The 19,812-nt window shown below is 55.3% G+C and carries 11 protein-coding genes; 1 reads left to right on the top strand and 10 read right to left on the bottom strand.

The features are described 5' to 3' along the window. Positions 1-101: 101 nt before the first annotated feature. From Poly59_RS06215 to Poly59_RS06255, 9 genes are all read right to left on the bottom strand, one after another. Positions 102-1,661: a sulfatase gene (locus tag Poly59_RS06215; RefSeq protein WP_390621431.1), complete on the bottom strand. Its 1,560-nt coding sequence runs from the start codon at positions 1,659-1,661 to the stop codon at positions 102-104. Positions 1,662-1,895: 234 nt separating this feature from the next. Beyond that, positions 1,896-4,319: a hypothetical protein gene (locus tag Poly59_RS06220; RefSeq protein ID WP_146533124.1), complete on the bottom strand. Its 2,424-nt coding sequence runs from the start codon at positions 4,317-4,319 to the stop codon at positions 1,896-1,898. Continuing rightward, a complete protein-coding gene (locus Poly59_RS06225) occupies positions 4,320-5,693 on the bottom strand; it encodes a sulfatase family protein (RefSeq protein ID WP_146533125.1) in 1,374 nt (457 codons plus the stop codon). It abuts the gene before it with no gap. A gap of 67 nt (positions 5,694-5,760) precedes the next feature. Continuing rightward, positions 5,761-7,743: a sulfatase-like hydrolase/transferase gene (locus Poly59_RS06230; RefSeq protein ID WP_146533126.1), complete on the bottom strand. Its 1,983-nt coding sequence runs from the start codon at positions 7,741-7,743 to the stop codon at positions 5,761-5,763. A gap of 93 nt (positions 7,744-7,836) precedes the next feature. After that, a complete protein-coding gene (locus tag Poly59_RS06235) occupies positions 7,837-9,399 on the bottom strand; it encodes a LamG-like jellyroll fold domain-containing protein (RefSeq protein WP_146533127.1) in 1,563 nt (520 codons plus the stop codon). Further along, positions 9,396-9,920, bottom strand: a complete 525-nt coding sequence (locus Poly59_RS06240) for a sigma-70 family RNA polymerase sigma factor (RefSeq protein WP_146533128.1) — start codon at positions 9,918-9,920, stop codon at positions 9,396-9,398. Before Poly59_RS06240 ends, Poly59_RS06235 begins: the two co-directional genes overlap by 4 nt. Positions 9,921-10,340: 420 nt before the next feature. Then, positions 10,341-10,496: a transposase family protein gene (locus tag Poly59_RS30595; RefSeq protein WP_146533293.1), complete on the bottom strand. Its 156-nt coding sequence runs from the start codon at positions 10,494-10,496 to the stop codon at positions 10,341-10,343. Positions 10,497-10,802: 306 nt separating this feature from the next. Then, entirely contained in the window at positions 10,803-11,195 is a 393-nt protein-coding gene (locus Poly59_RS06250) for a DUF6250 domain-containing protein (protein ID WP_146533129.1), read from the bottom strand. Next, a complete protein-coding gene (locus Poly59_RS06255; protein ID WP_146533130.1) occupies positions 11,196-11,705 on the bottom strand; it encodes a DUF6250 domain-containing protein in 510 nt (169 codons plus the stop codon). It lies immediately after the preceding gene. Positions 11,706-12,012: 307 nt separating this feature from the next. Here Poly59_RS06255 and Poly59_RS06260 point away from each other — a divergent pair, with 307 nt between their 5' ends. Next, positions 12,013-13,125, top strand: coding sequence for a DUF5658 family protein (locus Poly59_RS06260; protein ID WP_246151418.1), 1,113 nt, complete (start codon positions 12,013-12,015; stop codon positions 13,123-13,125). A gap of 98 nt (positions 13,126-13,223) precedes the next feature. On the opposite strand, the gene Poly59_RS06265 is transcribed toward Poly59_RS06260, so the two are convergent. Next, complete coding sequence (locus Poly59_RS06265) at positions 13,224-19,547, bottom strand: CHRD domain-containing protein (RefSeq protein WP_146533132.1); 6,324 nt, start codon at positions 19,545-19,547, stop codon at positions 13,224-13,226. Positions 19,548-19,812 lie beyond the last annotated feature (265 nt).

The raw sequence follows: 19,812 nt of genomic DNA on the forward strand, positions 1-19,812 counted from the left end.
ATTCGCGAATGCAGGCTTCGCTTGATCAAGGCCTAGCACACGCTTGCGCTGCGTGCTTGTACTAAGCCGAGACCTCACCGGAACGAGTGCTGGCAACATGCCTACTTTTCGTCTTCCTCGAGCGGTCGTTCGCCTTCAAACGGTCCCCACAGAACACGCTTCGCATATCCTTTGTCGTCTTTGTAAACGGCCGCGTCGTAGTCGGGATTTGGCTTGGGGATTCTTGCGCCGACTTCTTTGAAGTACGCAGTCATTTCGTCGTACAGTTTCTTGTGTTGCTCGGGTTGCTGCGTCGCGATGTTGCTTGCTTCGCTCATGTCGTTCGACAAGTCGAATAGCATCGGAACGTCGGGTCGTTCGTAGAAATGCAGCAACTTGTGATTACCCGAGACGACTGCTGAGTGCGGCATCGTTTCGCGGTAGTGCGGGTAGTGGAAATACAGATTGCGATTCAGGAAAGCATCGTCCGGAGTCTTGCCTGCCATGTAGCCGGCAAGACTGACGCCGTCGATGTTCTTCAGTTCCCCAGAATTACCGCCCGCCCAATCGACAAAGGTTGGCAGGAAGTCGTAGTTGACGACGTTGCCTGCGAAGCTTCCGCCCGCTTCGATTCCCGGACCCTTCACGATCATGGGGACTCGAATGCCGCCCTGCCAAACCCACCACTTGTGGGCATGGTGCGGCTGGGTAAGTCCGGGCTGGATGTGTAGTTCATGATGCCGATAACCGTTGTCGGACATCATCACGACGTAGGTGTTGTCTTCGATTCCTAATTCCTTGATTCGATCCAGGACCGCACCGATGCGTCCATCGAGATCATCCGCCATCCCAAACCAAACCGCCGGGTCATCACCGAGTCTGACGGTGTCTTTGTCTTTGCGATTCGCCTTGTACCATGCTTGTACGAGTGGATGATCGGCATACTTATCGCGAGTTGCTGGTAGGCATTCTTGCCCGGCGTGCATGGCGTAGTGCGAAATTTGCAGATAGAACGGTTTGCCAGCTGAAGTTTGTTCCTCCATGAAACGGATCGCCTTTTCCGTGACGCTGAACATCAGCTTGGGATCTTTCAAGTCCAGAGGAAGTCGCCGCGGCTTTATCTCACCTTCCTTCAGACCTGTCTTTAGTGTGTTACCTGGGTTGTTGTCCGTGTCTCCGTCGTGCAGCGCATAGCCTTCGTCGCCAGGGTTGCCTCGCATATGCCACTTGCCGATGTGGGCGCTGACGTAGCCAAGCGGTGCGAGTGCTTCAGGGATGGTGACCGTGTCGGGATCGATCGTCATGTCTGAAACGCACGGAATAACCGGGTATTCGGGATAGCCTTTCGCGTCGTAATAATCCTGTCCCCGGTCATTTAGGTAGACGGTGAATCCGCTACGAGGCGAAGACTTGCCCGTTTGAACGCACACTCGCGACGGCGAGCACTGTGGAGACCCATAGGCATTGCGAAACTTCATGCCTTCCCGAGCGAGTCGTTCGATGTTCGGCATTTGCAAGATTGGCATTCGCGAGTTCCTTAGCGAATCGTCCATCGCAACCGGCGATCCGTTCCATGCCCAGTCGTCGATGAACAGCAGGACGATGTTGGGCTTTTCGTCGGCGTGGGACCGACCGCATAAGGCGGCCGCAACGAAAAGGCACAGCGAAATTTTGTTGAGCACGAAAATTCGTCCTGACGAAAAAATGTGGATGGTGAGTTTGCTAAGTATGCCGGCACGAGTCGCCAGCTAGTTGTTGATTGCTTTGATTGGACGATGAACCGACGCCTAGCAAGGTGCTCGCATTTCGTCTCGTGCGGGTTTCAGGTCATCGGCATGTTGTTGTTGTTGTTGTTGTTGTTGTTGTTGTGACGGTGACGAACTTCAGCACTTTCATGTTGCCGACTTGGCGTTGTGCTAGTTCTTCTTCTTGCTTTTCTGACCACTCGCTTTCTTCGGATACGCTTTGTCAACGATGTCCTTCGTCTCCCGTTTCACGCCAAAATGAGCTGCCTGGATTTTCATTCCATTGTTGAGAGTGCTGTTCCAGTCCAGGTAATGCGTCCGCGACATTAATTGCGGTTGGTAGTGCTTATCAAGAACTGCCGCATACGCTTCCCAATGGTTTTGCGCGTCCTGGATGTGGGCAATCGCTTCGTCATGAAGTTTCTTGTACTGGTCAGCGAAGCCAGACTCGCGATATACCCAGTACTTCGTAGCGCAGCGTTGCTTGTCGGCGTAATAGCGACCAAGCAATGCCATGCTTTCAATATCCCAAAACAGATCCCGCAGCTCGACATTGCTTTCAGTCGCAGCTTGTAATTCCGGAAGCGCGGCGCGTACCGTGTTGGCATATGCTTCAAGCTTGTCGGCCACCTGCAGGGGAGTCAGTCGGTCGCTGCCAAACTGATCCAGCTTATCCGCCAGATAGGCGTTACCCCATTCGGGAACGGAGACACATTGCACCTCGTCTCCAGGCGGACTCTTCCTCAATCGCATTGGCTGACGTCGATAAACTGGTGGCCCCTCGCCATAGTAGTACTGCGGAATCGTCAGGAATCCGGTGGCCGACGCCAATCCCGTCAGGCAGCCTTCCGGCGCGAATGCCGCATCGGTTCCCTCAAAGACAGCTCGATTCAACTGCGGAACCACTTCGGATACCGTTTGCCAGGTGTCGTGGAGCAGTTTTGCGGAGTGATTATTCAAACCGAAGCGATGCTTCAAGGTTGCCGTCCAATACTCATCGCCAAGTTCGTTGTTGTAGGCGAGTTCGCCCCACAATCGAAAGTTGTACCAATGCTTATCGATCTCCAGCTGACCCTGCAGATCCGGAATCGTGGAATAGAATACGCGCCCCCAAACGTAGCCATCCGAACCCATCATGAAACCGGGAGATTGCTCTAGCGGCATCTCGCGAATGAATTGGCGAACATAGTCAGGGCTGCCCCAGCGGTGCATGAAGATGTCGTCGTTGCGGATGTTCATCCAGATTTTGTATCCACCATCGACCCAGCCGTCTTTTATGGCGCGAGCTTCCCACTCCAGGGGTCTTCTTGATGAATACAGCCGGCCCACGCAGTACTTGATGCTGACATCAACAGGTCCGTCGTATTTCGAGGCGAACTGTTCCTGAACATCATCGACTTTCGTGCTGTGATTGCGGAAAATGAATCGCACCTCACGGTTATTCTCCCAACGCGGATCAGCCTTTGCGTCCATCACGCCAAGGCCGTAGGTCTTGAAAATGTACGCTTCAGTAGACTGATCGCCCTTGAGGAACTTGTTGTCATTCTCTCCGGCCGCCACGCCGATGGCAGTAATCGACGGATAGTTCAGCACCAGTTCTTTTACAGCTGCACGCAGATAGGCGATTGTGTCGGGATCGGTTTGATCGGTGGTGATGCCGTGCTTTCCCGTTGCACCGTAGGTAAAAACGTTCCAGTGAAACAGCGTTATCTGAATGCCGCGATCACCAGCGTGCTGGAAGACCTTTTTCCAATGCGAAATCTTCTCGTCGATCGTCATCCGCTTCACCAACGCCAGCGTGTTGTCATTGGTATCGACGACGCCATCCTGGTTTGAATCTAGGTAACCTTCTTCCCATTCGTCATCGTTGGGATCGAAGTTTCTGGCGATGAATTTTCCCTTGGAGTCATGCTTCAAAACGCCATCGCGTACTTTGTACACATCAGCTTCGACCGCTTGCTCGAAACCTGGGGTTCTGACCATGTGTGGATAAGGATGGCAGGTCCACAGGCTCAAAACGTTGTACCGATAGCGCGCCAAGTCATCGAGATACGGCTTCCAGAATCCGTCAAAGTCCCACATGTGTTCGACGTTTTCATTCGCCGCGTCGCCTGAGTCGTCGTAGGAAGGGCTGCGAGCATCCAGCGGGATGTTGAACTTGATTCCTCGTTTCGCCACAAACGACTTACGCTGCGCGTTCGAAATCGGCAGACCCAATTTTAAATATTCGGCGACTTCGATCCCGCCATACATGGCTCCGTTGGCGTCTGCACCAACAACCTGAACTTGGTTCGGCCCCGTCAACTGAATTTGAAACGCTTCCGGGTTTGTCGGATCTGATTTGATCACGATCGTAACCTGTAGATCCTCTCGTTTCGCCTCCTTCAGTGCTGCTTCGACTTCTTGCATCGCAAATGCGAGCTGGGGATTTGATGAGTCCGCTACGATTGCAGCCGAAAGTGACCGTGGAATCGGGACGGCGAGCATGAAGAACATGCACCAGAGCAAGCGTGATCGATTTTGCGCACCGGTATCACGGTTGTTGCTAGGTTGACATGCTCGGATGGTCGCGGATCGAAAATTAGAGTTATTCATTTAGTCTTCCTGGTCCTTCGTCTTGACGTAGTCCTTGGGAAGGGAGGCGACCCAGGTTTGCACTTTCGCGGAGAGCGTCTTCACGATGTCGGGATGTTGATCGGCGACATTGCTCGACTCGGCGGGATCAGCTGCGATGTTGTAAAGCTCGACTTCACCACCGTTCCTGCGTGTGGGATGACGCAGTTTCCATTGGCCTTCGCGAATGTAGGACTCACTGCCGGGCGAGCTGGTTTTCCAAAGCAGAGGTTTGGCGCGCAGGTGCGGTCCTTGACCAAGCCAAGCAGCCGAGACGTCTTCGCCGTCAAATTTGTTGGCATTGATCTTGATGCCGGTGATCGCGCACAGCGTTGGCAGCCAATCAACGCCACTGAGGACCGACGTCTTGTCGGTGCGTCCAGCGGGAACATGGCCGGGCCAGCGGACGATCCAGGGCACGCGCACACCACCTTCCCAGTGCGTGTGTTTGCCGCCACGAACCGGTCCATTGAAGCCCATTTGATTGAAACGCAATCCGCCGAGGGATGCCTTGGTCATGTCTGCGCCCTGATCGCTATTGAAGACGACAATGGTGTTTTCGCGCAGTCCGAGTTCATCGAGTCGCTTAAGCAGTCGCCCTACGTTATCGTCGAGCGACTGGACATCGGCGAGATAACAACGCATTGCGTCGTCCACGTCACCGCCGGCTTTTCGCACCGCGTTGAACTTGTCGTACATCTGCGGGGGGAAATCGCTGTCCTTCACGGTCAGCTCGCTCCAGGGTTTCACCAACCTGTCGCTGGGATTCACAGGATTGTGCGAGATGTGACCCCACACGTTCACATAGAACGGGCCACCTTTGTGTTGTTCGATAAACTTGATGGCGTCGTCGTAGATGGGCGCGTCGCGTCCGCGTTCCTCGCCTAGCTGCTTTTTCTTTCCACCCTGTTTCTCATCGCTCGAATTGATTGAATCAATGCCGTAGGTTCCAGGCTTCTGCACCGGCCCGATGTGCCACTTGCCGAAATGCCCCGTGTCATAGCCTTGCTTTTTCAATAATTCGGTAACAGTGACGCGGTCCGCGAAGCCGCCATTTGCGGGGTAAGACGGATAGGTAGCCGGATATTTGGAGGTCATTAACCCAGTGCGTGCCGGACAGCAGGTTGCACCTGTCGCATAGAACTGGATGAAGCGAGTGCCGTCTCTCGCGAGCGAATCGATATTGGGCGTACGTGAATACGGATGCCCGTAGCAATGCAGGTCGCTGCCGCCAAGATCGTCCGCCAGCAGGAGCACAATATTGGGCTGTTGCGATTCGACACCCGATACCGTGACCGCCGTGTTACCCAAAATCAGCAGGGATAAAGTGACGTAAACGAGTTTGGTTGTTTTCATTTTTTATCTGTTAGGTGACTGCCGTTGACGACTGCCTCGTCCCCTGTTCGACGATCTTGCCGCACGGTTACTTGCTGACTTCCGCGACGTCAATCGTTTGAACCTTGATGTCCTTGAAAAACTCGTTTTCCTGAAACTTTCCGGCACGTGTGTCCCTGCGGTTGGTCCACAGCGGGGTCGTACTGCCGTCGGCATGACGGATGCGAAGGTTGTCAAGATAGACTGTAAACGTGCCAGACTTTCCGCCGGTAAACACGACGCCGTGTTTGCCCAACGGTCCCGGTGCGGTGCTGCTTAGGCCTACGATCCGATGCTCCCACACGCTATTGCCATCCGCGATGCCGGGACCGGTGACTTGATCTCGACCAAACTGATCCACGCCAGTTCCGAGTTTGAAGAGTGGCTCAAAAGGTTTTGAATTGTTGCCCTCGAGCGTAGAGAAATAGGGATGTCGTTTAGACACATTTGGCGAGAAAGCGATGTCGTACTCGATCCAATCGGTCGCGTACTGGGTGCCATTCCAATTCGCCAACGAGATTGAAAGTCGATCCCGTGGTTTAGCCTTGTCCGAAATCGTAACGGTAACGGCAAGCACTTCGCCATCGGGTGCGGCGGCGGCGTGATACTTCGCTGGCGCGGGCTGATGGCCAAGGGCGAGATCGAGTGAATCAGTCCAAGCGTCCATCTTGGCAGTGAGCGACTCAACAACATCGGGATGAGAATCTGCGACGTTGTTTGCTTCAATTTCGTCCGCGACGGTGTCATAGAGTTCAAAGCGACTCGAGAAGCGGTGCAGCTTCCACTTGTCAGTGCGAATCGCGTCTTCGTCGCGCCAAACAAAGTAGTAACTTTCGACAGGGCTGGGCTCGTTATCGCGAAGCGCTGGCCAAACGTCCTTGCCGTCGAGAGGTCGAGTTTGTGGCATCGTCGAACCGGTCATTCCTATCAGCGTGGGGAAAATGTCCAGCGCGCCGCAGAGTCCGTCCCATTTCTTGCCACCCACCAATCCGCCTTTGGGCCAATAGAACACTGTCGGTAAACGCACGCCACCGTCATAGATCGAGTGCTTGTGGCCTCGCAAGGGAAGGCTGCTACCAGCCTCCATCGCCCCGTTGTCGCTGGTGAAAACCAGGATCGTGTTCTCGCTCAAACCTAACTCTTCAAGCTCGGCCTCAATCGCGGCTACATTCAAGTCCATCGAATGAAGCATCGCCGCGTGGACCCGTTTATCCTCTTCAGTTGTTTTTTCACTGGCGGCGTGAAGCTTAGCGGCAAGTTTCGGATCGATGGCAGCGAGATCGTCCTCTTTCGCTTGCAGCGGCGCGTGAGCAATGTGGAACGGAACGTAACAAAAGAACGGCTGGTCCTTACTGTCGCGGATGAAGTCGATGGCACGCTGGGTGACAAGATCATCGGTATAGCCTTCGTCCTGAGGACGGAAATCAAGGTTGTGCCACCACGACACCGGACCGTTGCCTTTGACCGTGACTCGACTGAAATAGTCCGCCCCGCCACCGTAATAAATCCACGCTTCGTCAAAGCCGTGTGCGTTCACGCCGTGACCACCCTCAAGCCTTTTATTGGGCATCGTTTTGTAGGCTTCGGCGAAGGCGGCGCGGAATTCCGGCGTATCGGGATCGTTGCCGTTGTGCCATTTGCCAAAGACGCCAGTGCGATAACCGTTGGCCTTGAAGCCTTCGGCGATGGTCGTTTCTTCCAACGCTAACTCGCCGCCTACTTCGGGCCCTGTCCCGACGCGGATCGGATGACGCCCGGTTAGCAACATCGCGCGTGTCGGCGAGCACACGCACCAGCCCATGAACTGAGTCAGTTCCACGCCTCGCGAGAAAAGCCGATCGATATTCGGCGTGGGCACGCCGCCGCCATGCACGCTTAGGTCTCCCCACCCCACATCGTCGGACATGATGTAAACGACGTTTGGCTTTGTCGAAGCTTCGGCAGCAGTTGCGGCAGGTAGCCCAATCCAGAGAGCAATCAGAGGAACAGCGATTAGGCAAATAAGGATCAAACGTTTCGGGATTGTGGACATTTGGTGGTTCTCACGTTGATTCTGGCTTGCACGGCAAGCGAGGAGGGGGGCGTATACACTCGCTTGCGCGTCGCATTTATAGTTCGGTTGTTTCTATTTTGCTCTTGCTATCTCATCCACAGCCGCCTGATAAAGCTCCGCGATCTCCGATTCGCTAAGTGCTTTGTCGAACAATGCCAATTCATCGATGCGGCCATTCCATTGCCCTCGCCCGCCAGCGTCTGTGCCAAACCAAAGAGTTTCATTGGCGGCACGTGCAATCGGCTTGCATGATACTGACGACACAAGTTGGCCGTCCTCGTAAAATCGCAGATGGTCGCCGTCGGCGGTGACGACGATGTGACGCCACGTTGATAGTGGTAGCGATGCGTTACTGATAACTGATTGCAATTCTCGATCGCGATCTCGAACTATTGCTCGGAGCGCCCCCCGTTCATCGAGTGACAATGCGAAGCTGCCTTTCTCGTTACGAATGTTTGTCGTCACGATACCGTTGGGGGTTTCGGTTTCGAGATACACAAAGACAGCGAGCGTGAATTGCCCGGATTCCAACGGCGGCAAAGTCGTGACTCGCCCGCCACGGCCCGTCGAGCCCGTTCCTACACGCAACGAACCTCCCGCAAACACGCCAGGTGCATGAGGCGGGCGACTGCCGCCAGCGACCGAATCACGATCAATCAATACCTCACCTGAATACTGAGACGGATGAGAAACCAGTCCATAGTCGCGGATTCCCATTCGGTAATAAGCAACCGGTGATAACTGCTTTAGCGAACGCAGGTACATCCGTTTCGGCTCATCAAAACTGCGGATGAAACGTTCCGTGGCAAGCTCAATTTTCGACGACGTTTGCGTTGAGGCTTCGATCTTGACGGCTTGAGACGTTCGCAGGTCAACCGCTTCTGTGGCGACACCATCTTGTGCAGGCCGCGGCTGAACACGAACAAGACCATTGAATACATGCACTTCACTTGTGCCTGATTCGACGTCGACGGAAAACTCAGTTCCAAAGTCAATCACTTCCGCTTCGGGTGTATCCACCGCAAACCCGACGCCCGCGGGCGGCACATTGGCTGACAGTCGACCGCGGTGCAGGACCAAGCGTTTGCCGCTGGACACATGAAATTGCGCAGGAGCCTCGACATAAACCATCACTCCGCCATCGAATCGCAGATGCAGCAAACCTTGCTTGAGTTGATACTCGCCAGCCACCAAATCTGGTTTGTTCCAGTTTGACCGGCCGGATGTTAGCACTGCATCAATCTGGCTGACGACGGTTGCAAGGTTCCCGTTCAATGCAACAGGTTCCTGTTCATCGGTTGGAATCCAAAACGCAATTATCAGACATGCAGCCGTCACTAGCGCGGCCACGGCGAACCCAACTGCGAATTGCACAGGACGCCCTAGCCGGCCGACCGACGGGTCGGGCAAGGTGCGTGCAGGTTCGGCTTTGACTTCCTCGCATGCACCGATCGCTTCGGCTTGAATGTTTTTGCGCAGCAGAGAACTTCGCAGGTCAGAATGTAATTCGGCACGGCGGGCGAATCGCTGCAGATTCTCCGTCTCTTCGAGCCACCGTACAATCTCGGCAGCTTCATCATCCGATGCCTCACCATCGATGAAGCGATCAATCAATTCGTCGTCAATCGGCATCATGCATGCTCTCCGGCAAGGCGGCGCTGAACGCAGTCAGCTAAGGCATTGCGTGCTCTCGATAAAAGTACACGAACCGAACCCGTCGTCGATCCAATCGATTCGGCGACCTGCGAGGCCGAGAGGTCATCGACATAACGCAGATCCAGCAGCCTGCGTGAGTTCTCGGGTAGCCCGTTGAGGCAGGCTTCCAAAGCTTCCCGGCGCCGATCTCTGGTTTCAGCTTGCTCGGCAATTGTCTCGCCGAGCCGCTGTAGCAAATCATTGGAAAAAACCAACTGATTGCGGCCCTGCATTCGGTAAAAATCGACTACCCGTGACTTGGCGATCCACAAGGCCCAGCCAATGAATGGGCGATTCGAGTCGTATTCGTTGAACCGCCGAGCAAGCTCTTGGGCAACTCGCTGCACGACATCTTCAGCGTCGTGGAACCCCGACACAGCCGCAAAGATATACGCCGAGATCGAAGGCTCAGCGTTTAGCCAGCACTGTGCAAATTCTTCGCGTTTTCGATTCTCGTCCATGCTTGGTCCGGCGTTTGAAAGTCCCGATTCTCACGTATGCCGCACGTCAATAAGATTCGTTAACAAGAATCCTGCCAAAAGATTGAATTAGATGTTTGGGACCGAAGCGAGTGTCCAGCGTGATGCGACTGTGGTGTTGGATGGGCTTTCAAGATCGGACCGACGCAGAATAAATCTTTGGAACTCCAAGTACTTACGCGAGGAAGTTTGGTTTCCAGCCAGCCGCCTTGGCATGACTGCACCAGACGACTTGCCATCAATTGCAATGACGCCCAACCTGTCCTTCTGGCGGTTACCAGAAAAACGCTTGGTCGAACGCTCGAAGCAAACTTGAAACGCGGCTGGCTTGATTGTCATCAGCACACGACCAATTGTGGTGTGAGACGGAATTCCATTGGGAAGCTAAAGGCGATCGGTCAGTCAATGTTCATTGCTCTTGGCACAAACACTGATTGGCTTGGGCCCTTCTGCACCAGCAATGACAGCCATAGTGCTGATCATGTTCATGTCTCCAAGAAGATGACGCTTTGTGACAAGCGATCGCGGATCAGGCAGTTCGGCAAAGTCTTGTACGATGCTCTCGACCTCAAATTAGGTTCCCTTTTCTTGGGCAACGCGATTGCTCCAATCATGGTTCCGTGAACACAGAGTCAACTTAACCAAGATCGTGGAAATGACTCGATCGTGCCAGCTCAAGCTACCTGAATCGCACGTCGGCCCTGAATGGTTAAGCCATCGCCTGTCACGATGATTTGGTGAAGATTAGTGTTCGTCGTTAGCGAGTCGTGCCCCGTTTTCATCGCTATTCTTTGCACATTGCCTTTCACCGCCACACGCAGATCTGATAACGAACTGACTTCGATCGAAGTTAGATGGGGAACGTTACTGAGTGCCGGGGTCGCTGCGCGCTGTGTCGACGTCGACATCGGGAACCAACGCATGGACGCGGAAGTTCGTGTAGATGTGGTGAGTGCCCAACATGCGAAATCCGAAATAGCCGTCTCGGTAAAATGGAAATCGATTGAGGTCGTAGATTGTTTTTTGGACTGTAGGGTCGTCTTGGCTGTCACGTCCTTCGACCTGGATCGTATCGCCGCTTGCAATTTCGTAAATCAGTTTTCCGTCGACGATGTACTGGATCCTATCGTCGTAGGCGACCAGTCGCACCGGCATCAATTTGTCGGGTGTGATCAGGTAACCCGGTTTCTCATCTTTGTCGTTGAGGGCTAGATGCTCCGCTGGCTTACCGTTCGACTCGCGTGGATATCGTCGCATTCACGTTGTTAGGTTGGCGATGGCGCCACCACCACCGGTACTGGCGTAGTAGCCGTGGATCTTTTCATAGGAAGAAAAATTCTCGTTGTACCGTTGCGGATCGAACAGGCCTTCGTTGCGAACCATCGGATCGTTGGCCATCCAGAAGTTGTTGATGTCGCGCGGCTGTGCCCCTTTGATCGCTGGTTGCGGCGTCGGGCAAAGTACGTCGTACGCAATGGTGACGTGCGTCGAGAGTTTCTGTTTGAACCACACCGTGCAGCCGATTCCTGGCAGCAGGCAGTCGAACGCGTGACCGCGCGCTGTAACCTTCGCTGGTGGAAAACCGGATCGCTGCTGGATCTGAACTTCCCAGTTGTTCAAGTTTTCAAGGTCGTTTTTTGCCAGTACCTCGCCGACCTTGAACAAGCCAGCACCGCGCCCAATCACTATCGGGTGGTCGTCGGCGAAAGCTGCCCTGGATCCCATCGCTAAGATAGCAATCACCAGGGGCAAAATCTTCCAGTTCATAGCTCCTTGAAAAAAGGGGGCGATTCAAATTTCTCGTCTGCCGCGTTGCTTCCAAAGCCACTATGCAAAACACGCTTACGGGCTGGGATCTTCGAGAATCAGTTTGATTGAGAGTCAATCAGCTGCCTAGACATTCTGTCTAGCGATCCGGCATACGGCTCTCAGGGCGATCTAGCCCAAAAAATACTTCGGTCGAACCGCAACCTAGAACAGAACGTGGGGTTATCCCTAATGATCAACGTGATTGCCCACGACCAATTGGACTAAAATGAATCTGCCATCGACTCGCGTTATTGTTTTTCCCCGCATGATTGCAGCAGTAATGTTGACGATTTTGGCAGTGACTACCCTGCACGCTCAGCCAGGTCGATTCTCGCGAACAGAGTCGGACTCGAGAATGCCGATTGAGACTGAGAGGGGGTATCTGTTTGTCAACGGAGAGTACCTGCAGCCGCCGTACAAGATTGAAGCTGATTTTGAGAAAGACTTGATCCGCATCAACGGAGCTGACTATTCAGCGGATGCGTTCGATTTGAGCGGTTTGGTGAATCTCGATTCTGCCAGGCGTAGAGGAGGCGAAGGTGGTCGTCGAGGAATGGGATTTCGGGACGGTGGATGGGATCGTGGACGGGAACGTCAGGCGGAATTCGCAGAGCCGTCGGGCAGCGTCTCTGCCAGAACGTTCTTTCGCGAACTCGACACGCTTCGCCTCAACACGATTGTCGTTTTGCAGAATGAGCGGCCACCTTTGTTCTTGTCGCTTAGCGAGGAAAGCTACGCCTTATTGTCGTCACTGATTGCAACCGATTCAGGGTTTCAAGATGCCATGGTGATTCCCGATGCAGTGCAGTCACCAGCGGAACGCGAGGTTTGGGAACAACTGGTGAGTCAGTTTGTTGCGACTCCCGCATTTCTTCAGCGAGCAAAGCTTCACGTAGAAAAAATGGACGCAGAAGCAAGGCAAGTTGATGACTTTGCCGCGGCCATTGAGTTGAGCAGTCGAATCAGCTATCCGTTGACGACGTTCGCTCTTGTCTTGGTCGTGGTTGCGATCGGGCATCTGTTGATCCATGCCCAGCCAATGTTCGGTGGCGTCGACGACCCGTCGGGTTTGGAGAATATCAAGAAGGCAACAGTCTTGTGTCTCGTCATTGTTGGATTGATGTCGGGGATCGATCTGATCTGGACACTGATTGCGAATCAAAATGGCTCGATGCGAGAGCTCAATCCGTTGGGCAGCAAATTGATCGACAACCCCGCCCAACTGATAATGTTCAAATTCGTCGTCACATCCATCTCAATTGGGCTTTTGTTCTGGTTTCGCGAAATTCCCTTCGCTCGCCGAGCAACATGGTGGTGCTGCTTAGTGCTAACGCTGTTGACGGCACGTTGGTTGACGTTCCACTCATTGTTTGCCTGAGTGCAGACCGTCGACAGAGGTTCCATAAGTTTCAACCAGTGTCGACGGATCGTGTAATGCTTGACCACGTGGTCGCGGGACAGGCGTCTGGCAGTTGATCAGACAGCTGGGGTGAGTAACTCGATTTGGAGATTGAGACCATCGCTGTCGAATTGTAGCTCGTCAAACGCCGCATCGGCGGCGCTGGACTCGATGGACGGTCCAGAGTTGGCGACGGCGTCGACTGGATCGGCCGCGAAGAATTGGCTATGAAGCATCGTTTGTTCGCCGTCGAAAAGTGTGGCCACCGCCGCGTCATTGGTTTCTTCATGGTCGCGGGTTGATGAAGACGGCAGCGATAGTGCGAGAAAATCTTGTCCCCTTTCATCGGCGGTGTTGCTAATCGGTCGGCGTTGCCGGCTTAGGTGATTGATCACGCGCAAAGCATCAATTGCCGACACGCGACCGTCGCGATTCACATCCAAGAAGGTCATGCTAGACGAGATAATTTGTTCGCCTTCCGCACCTGTCGGTGACACGCTTCGCAGATTGTTGATGACAAGCAACGCGTCGAGTGATGTCGTTTCGCCGTTCGCGTTGGTGTCGGTTGGTTCGAAGATATTGGTCGGCGGAGAGCTGGAGAGAGTGCTGAAGCCAGCCGAGGATTCGATCGAGTAGATGCGGTTGGTTGTTTGCGGTTCGAAAATGACTGCATAAAGCCCACCTGCCGTGACTGTTGCCGTGGTGATCCCGCCAGTAAACGTGCCAATTGGATTGGTATTGCCATCGAGAATACGAATGTTCTCGCCGACAGAAGCTGATCCGATTGGCGTGACCGTAACGACCGTATCGGAGATGGCTTGGAAAATGATTGCAGTCGGAATGCTGTCGCCGGGAATCACATGCGGCCGGGTCACTAACGTCGGCACGAATATCCGTGTTTCTCGCACGGCAAAGTCGTCATCCTGGATCGTGGCGATTGCAGTCGCGGTTGCGATTGTGGTTGGATTCGTTGCGTTGGACAGCGTTACGGTGAACGTTTCGTCTTGCTCAATCAGGTTGTCACCCATGACGTCGATCGTAATCGTCTTGGACGTTTCGCCGGCAGCAAAGATGATGGTTCCCGACGGCAGCGATCCGCCAAAATCGGCCGCATCGGCTGGGTCGGCGCCACTGCCGACGACGGCAAAGTCGACAGAAGTGCTAGCGTCGACGTCATCGCTTCGCGAGACGGTGAACGTGAACGTAGTCGTTCCGGCGTCGCCTTCGTTTTTATCTGCATCGGTTGAGGTGATGGAAAGTGTCGCTGTTGGTGCGGACAAGTCGGACTCGAAAGCGCCTATGTCGACGCCTGATCCTTGCGGTCGAGCGATGCCGCGTTGGTCGGTTGCTAGACCGGCGGCGACACCGGCGCCAAGTGCGGGGCTGCCGGCGAGCAACGCAATTGTTTGAGTCGGCCCGCCGTTATCGGCCAGCGTGCTCAGTCCAGCCGATACACCGATCAAGTTGCTGCCGGTATCCACCAAAGCACCAAAGACATCGTTGTCGGTTGTGGCTGTGTTTCGTGATACGATTGAATTAGTTACCGCGACGGTTCCCCCGATGGTACTGATTCCGCCACCGGTCGCCGCCGTGTTATCTGCAATTGTCACGCTGGTCAACTCGACCGCCGCACCTTCGCTAGCGATGGCACCACCCGAGGCTGTTGCCGTATTGCCTGCGATTGTCGAGTTAATGACTGTCACGTCGCCGGCCGCACCATCGTTGAAGATGCCGCCGCCGTCGCCCGAGGCATTGTTCGAGATTGTGGACCGGTTCACGGATAACATGCCCGCCGCACTGTTCCACAACCCGCCACCTTCATTGGCTGCGCTGTTGCGATCGACTGTGGCTTCGCTCAAAGCGGCCACACCGTCGCCCGTGATATGCAGGCCGCCACCATTGCCCGGTGCCGCAGAACTAGTCGGTCCGGCGATGTTGTTGCTAAGAGTTCCGCCGCGGATGGTAGTGGTGGATCCTGCAATTGCTTCGATACCGCCGCCGGCTCGATTGGCGTTGTTACTGGTAATGGTTGAATTCGTGATCGTCATAGTACCGGCGTTGAGAACGCCGCCGCCGCTGCCGGAACTGCCATCAGCGATATTGTTCGTGATCATCGAGGAATCAATCAGTACCGTTCCGCCGACATTGAAAAGGCCACCGCCACCATTGTCAGCGTCATTGCCGGACGCGGTGTTTCCGTCGATCGTGACACCAGTCACGGTCATCACGCCGCTGCCGTTCCACAGTCCGCCACCTTCGGACGCAGCCACGTTGTTGTTGACCGTGCCGCCCGTGATGGTTGCGTTTCCGTTGCCTGTGATGTGCAGTCCACCACCGTTGCCTGGTGCTGCGACTGCAGGGCTAACGCCAACGTTGTTGCCATCCAGGTTCACGTCGGTCAGCGTCGTCGACGACCCTGCGGTGGCTTCGATTCCGCCGCCGGCACGGTTGGCCATGTTGCCGCTGATAAAGGTGTCTTCAGCTTTGAAAAGGCTAGCGTTCCAAACGCCACCACCGCTGCCCGATATTCCATTGGCGACATTATCGGTGACCGTGGAATTCGAAAGCGTCACGTTACCCGAGTTGTGAATGCCCCCCCCGCCGTCACTGGCTTCGTCGCCTGTGGCTAGGTTATCAACAATGTTCGCGTTGGAAATTCTGACAGAACCTCCGATCGTATCGATTGTGGCCGCAGCAACGGGAGCAGTCACGCGAAACGACATGCCGTCGCCGAGATCGATGCCAGCGGGCGCGGTGCCCATTGCGGCGACATCAATTACATCGGAAATGTCGGTTGCAATCGTCTTGCCGTGCAGAACGACTTCGCGAAGTCCCAAAGGCGACAAATTGCTGAACTGGCGAGCTTCATCCGCATTAGTCAAATCGAACGTATAAGTCGTATCGAGGTTGAATTCCGTCCCGTTCGGGAATAAGGCGGCAGCGTCGATCTCTCCAGCCGTCAACAAGTTTAAAAAATGCATCAGCGGCGGTGTTCCATCTGGTGGATTCGATCCACCGTCGGCATCGCGCAGTTGCGTCGAAGTCAGATTCAACACTACGGGGCCGTACTGAGGGCGACCTTCCAAGAAGTCCAGGAACCCGTCCTCGATAGTACGTCCGTCGTCTGCCGCTAATGTTGGTAGGACCGACGATACAGGTGACGAACCATTGGCCAATCCACCTGCTCCGTCAAAGAATGGTCCGTCGCCTTGTTCCAAGACAGGCCGAGTCGCGTTTCCAGCGAATTGTCCGTGGATGTGAGCGACGTGCACTGCGCCAGGAATGCCGGTCAGATCTTGTAACCCTTCGGCGTCAATGACCACGCGAACCGTTCGAGTCGTTTCGGTCGGTGACGATACCGTGACATTTCCGACGCCCGAGACACCGGAATCGTTCAGCGGGACAAAGGTGAGTGCGAACGTTTGATCGGCCATCGGGTCGGCTTCTTGATTGTAGATGCCGCCACCGCGAACCGCTGTGTTGCTCGCGATCATGGTTCCGTCGATCGTCATCAAGCCGGTCGCCGAATTCCATAGCCCACCGCCCTCAATCGCTCGGTTGTTGCTAACGCTGCCGCCGATGATTGTGATGTCCGAATCGAAGGTGACGTGCAACCCGCCACCGTTGCCAGGACTGGCGTCTTCTGCGACCGAATTGCCGTCCGCGGCTTCGTCACCTCCCAACGTGATGTTATTCAGCATGACCGTAGCTCGACCGACCTCGATTCCACCGCCGGCACGGTTGGCCGTGTTGCCACTGATGATTGTATCGGTGACCGTCAGCGACCCGGCTCGGGTCAAAATCGCGCCGCCACTGCCCGCGGTTCCTGTCGCGGCGTTGCCGGATAGGGTGCTGTCACTAATCGTGACGCTGCCATCAATGTTCAGGACCGCTCCGCCGCCGTCGCCCATCATTGTGCCGGCCGCAGAGTTACCAGTGATCGATGTACCGGTGATGTCTAGCACGCCCATTGCAACGTTCATCACGCCGCCACCGCCACCGCGAACACCATCAGCGATGTTGTCGGCGATGTTGGCGTCGCTAACCCGTAACGTGCCGCCGTTGTTGAACAGGGCTGCTCCGCCATTATCGTTGTCGATGCCGCTAGCCGTGTTGCCGGAGAGCATTGTGCCGCTGACCGTCATCGTGCCGCTGCCGTTCCACAGTCCGCCGCCTTCGGAAGCCGCAATATTGTTGTTGACGGTACCGCCAATCACGCTAACCGTTCCGCCACCACTGACGTGCAGCCCACCACCGTTGCCCGGTGCGGCGATCGCGGGACTGACTCCGGCGTTGTTGCCATCCAAACTCACGTTGGTTAACGTCGTCGCCGATCCATCAGTAACTTCGATTCCACCGCCCGCGCGGTTGGCAGTGTTGTCGGTGATCGCTGTATTAATGACCGTCAGAGATCCACCCAGGTTCAGGATACCACCGCCGCTGCCCGACGATCCATCAGCGACGTTACCGTCGATCGTCGCACCGGAGATTTGCAAGTCGCCGCCGTTATTGAACAGTCCACCGCCACCATTAGCGGCATTATTACCGCTGGCGACATTCGACGTGATCGATCCGCCATTGATGCTCAAGGTTCCGGTTGCCGAGTTCCATAAGCCACCGCCTTCGCTGGCTGCCGTGTTGCTGCCAAAAATTACCATGTTCGACGTTACGATTGCTGCGCCAGTGGAATGCAAACCGCCGCCATTGATTCCGGCGGTATTGAATGAGACGTCGGTGCCAAGGTTTAGCGTCAGGTTGCCATCGACGACTTCCACGCCGCCACCAGCACGATTTGCTAAGTTGCCATCCGCGGCGACTGGTCCCCCAATGCGTGTTGAGTCAATCGTTACGTTACCGTCGGTCGAAAAAATACCACCGCCGCTACCGAGTGTGCCATCGGCTGCATTGGCGGTGATGATTGCGTCGCTAACCGTGAGCGTGCCGCCATTGTTGAAAATTCCGCCGCCACCATCGTCAGCTGCGTCACCGGATGCGACGTTATTCACAATCGTGGTGCCGTCGACTGTCATCGTGCCAACGCTGTTCCACAAGCCGCCGCCCTCGCGAGCAGCGATGTTCCCACTGACCGTTCCGCCGTTGATCACCGCGTTGCCATCGCCGCTGATGTGCAGCCCGCCGCCATTTCCCGGCGTGGCAAAACCTACTGGACCAGCGATGTTGTTCGAAAGCGTAACGCCCGACATCGTCAACGTGCCACCTGCTGATTCGATCCCGCCACCGGCGCGGCTGGCGATATTGCCGTCGATCGTGCTGTCCGTGATCGTCAGTGCCCCGCCTGCGTTGAACAGTCCACCACCGCTGCCCATCGTCATCGGGAAAACTAACTGCCCGCGTACCTCGCCCGATGGATTGTCAGTTGAATGAACATTGATATAGATCCCACCGGCGGCCAGGTCATCAATGTTCTCGGTTGGGAAATCAGCGTCGGTCAAACGCAGCCGGATGCCACCCGCTTCGGTGACAAAGTTCGACGCATTTAAATTGACGATCACACCTCCGTTGACGCCAGCATCACCGACATGCAGATGAGCTCCCGTCACCTGAGGAACTTCATCCTCGTCATTTTCGACTTCAACGCCTGTAACAAAAAGGTCAATCGAAAACGTATTGCCAGCGGGATCATAGATAAACGTCGCATCGCCGGTCGCCGAAGTTGTTACTGGCGGATTTTCTTGCGCACCTGTCAACGAGACACTCGATGAAACCGCAGCCGAGTTGCCGCTAATGGTTGAATCAACAATCGTGACAGAACCGCCATCGTTAAACAACGCACCACCGCCTGCGCCGGAGCCGCTGCCTGTTGCCGTGTTATTCGCCAACGTGACTGAGTCGAGCAATAGAGACTGGCCTGATGAAACAAAGATGGCTCCCCCACGTTCGGCGACACCGTCGCTAAGGGTTAAGCCTTCGACCGACACCGTTGTTACCACGCTTGCGTCATTGCCGGCATCAATTGAAAAAATGCGAGAGGCGCCGTCGCCGCTAATTGATTGAGCTGTCGCCGTGCCTAGCGAAATGCTGAGAGAATCGCTGATCGTTAGTTCGCTTCCAAGCGTGATTGCTGAAAGTCCGTCGGCGAAGGTGATTGTGTCGGTGATCCCGGGGCCCGTATCGCCTGCAACCGTGTCGGCGTTTACCACCGCATTTGTGTTGGCCGCCTGAACCGCTTCACGTAAACTCACCATGCCGTCTTCAGCAACGATATCGTCGGCCGTGTTGACCAGGTAAGCCGCCAAAACTCGCCGGTGCTCGAGAGGCTCGCCAAGCAATTGGCGGATCTGCGACCTGCCGCTGGTCGATCGTCGACCACTGCCTTGCTTGCGAGCATTTTTGCGGTCGGATTGAAGATCGAGCAGGCGAGAAGGTCGGAAACCAAACATGGTGAAGACTCCAGAGATGCGGACACTTAGATATTTGAGGCTGCAACGAGAGCGGATGCGCAGGGTTCCGGTCGTTACCCCGACGCGACGCAAACGCCGTGCCTCTTGTCTTGGGCTAGGCTTGCTGGGCACGAGTTGTGTGCTTGGTGCGAGAATCGCGGAAGCTCGGTCGGCGTGAAAAAATTGAAGGCGACCGTTTAACCAGCCTGGTCGGTGGTTGCAGAAGTGTTTCGCTGGCCAAATCGGATACAGTTCCAAGCATGGA

The sequence above is a fragment of the Rubripirellula reticaptiva genome, from assembly GCF_007860175.1.
GTDB lineage: Bacteria > Planctomycetota > Planctomycetia > Pirellulales > Pirellulaceae > Rubripirellula > Rubripirellula reticaptiva.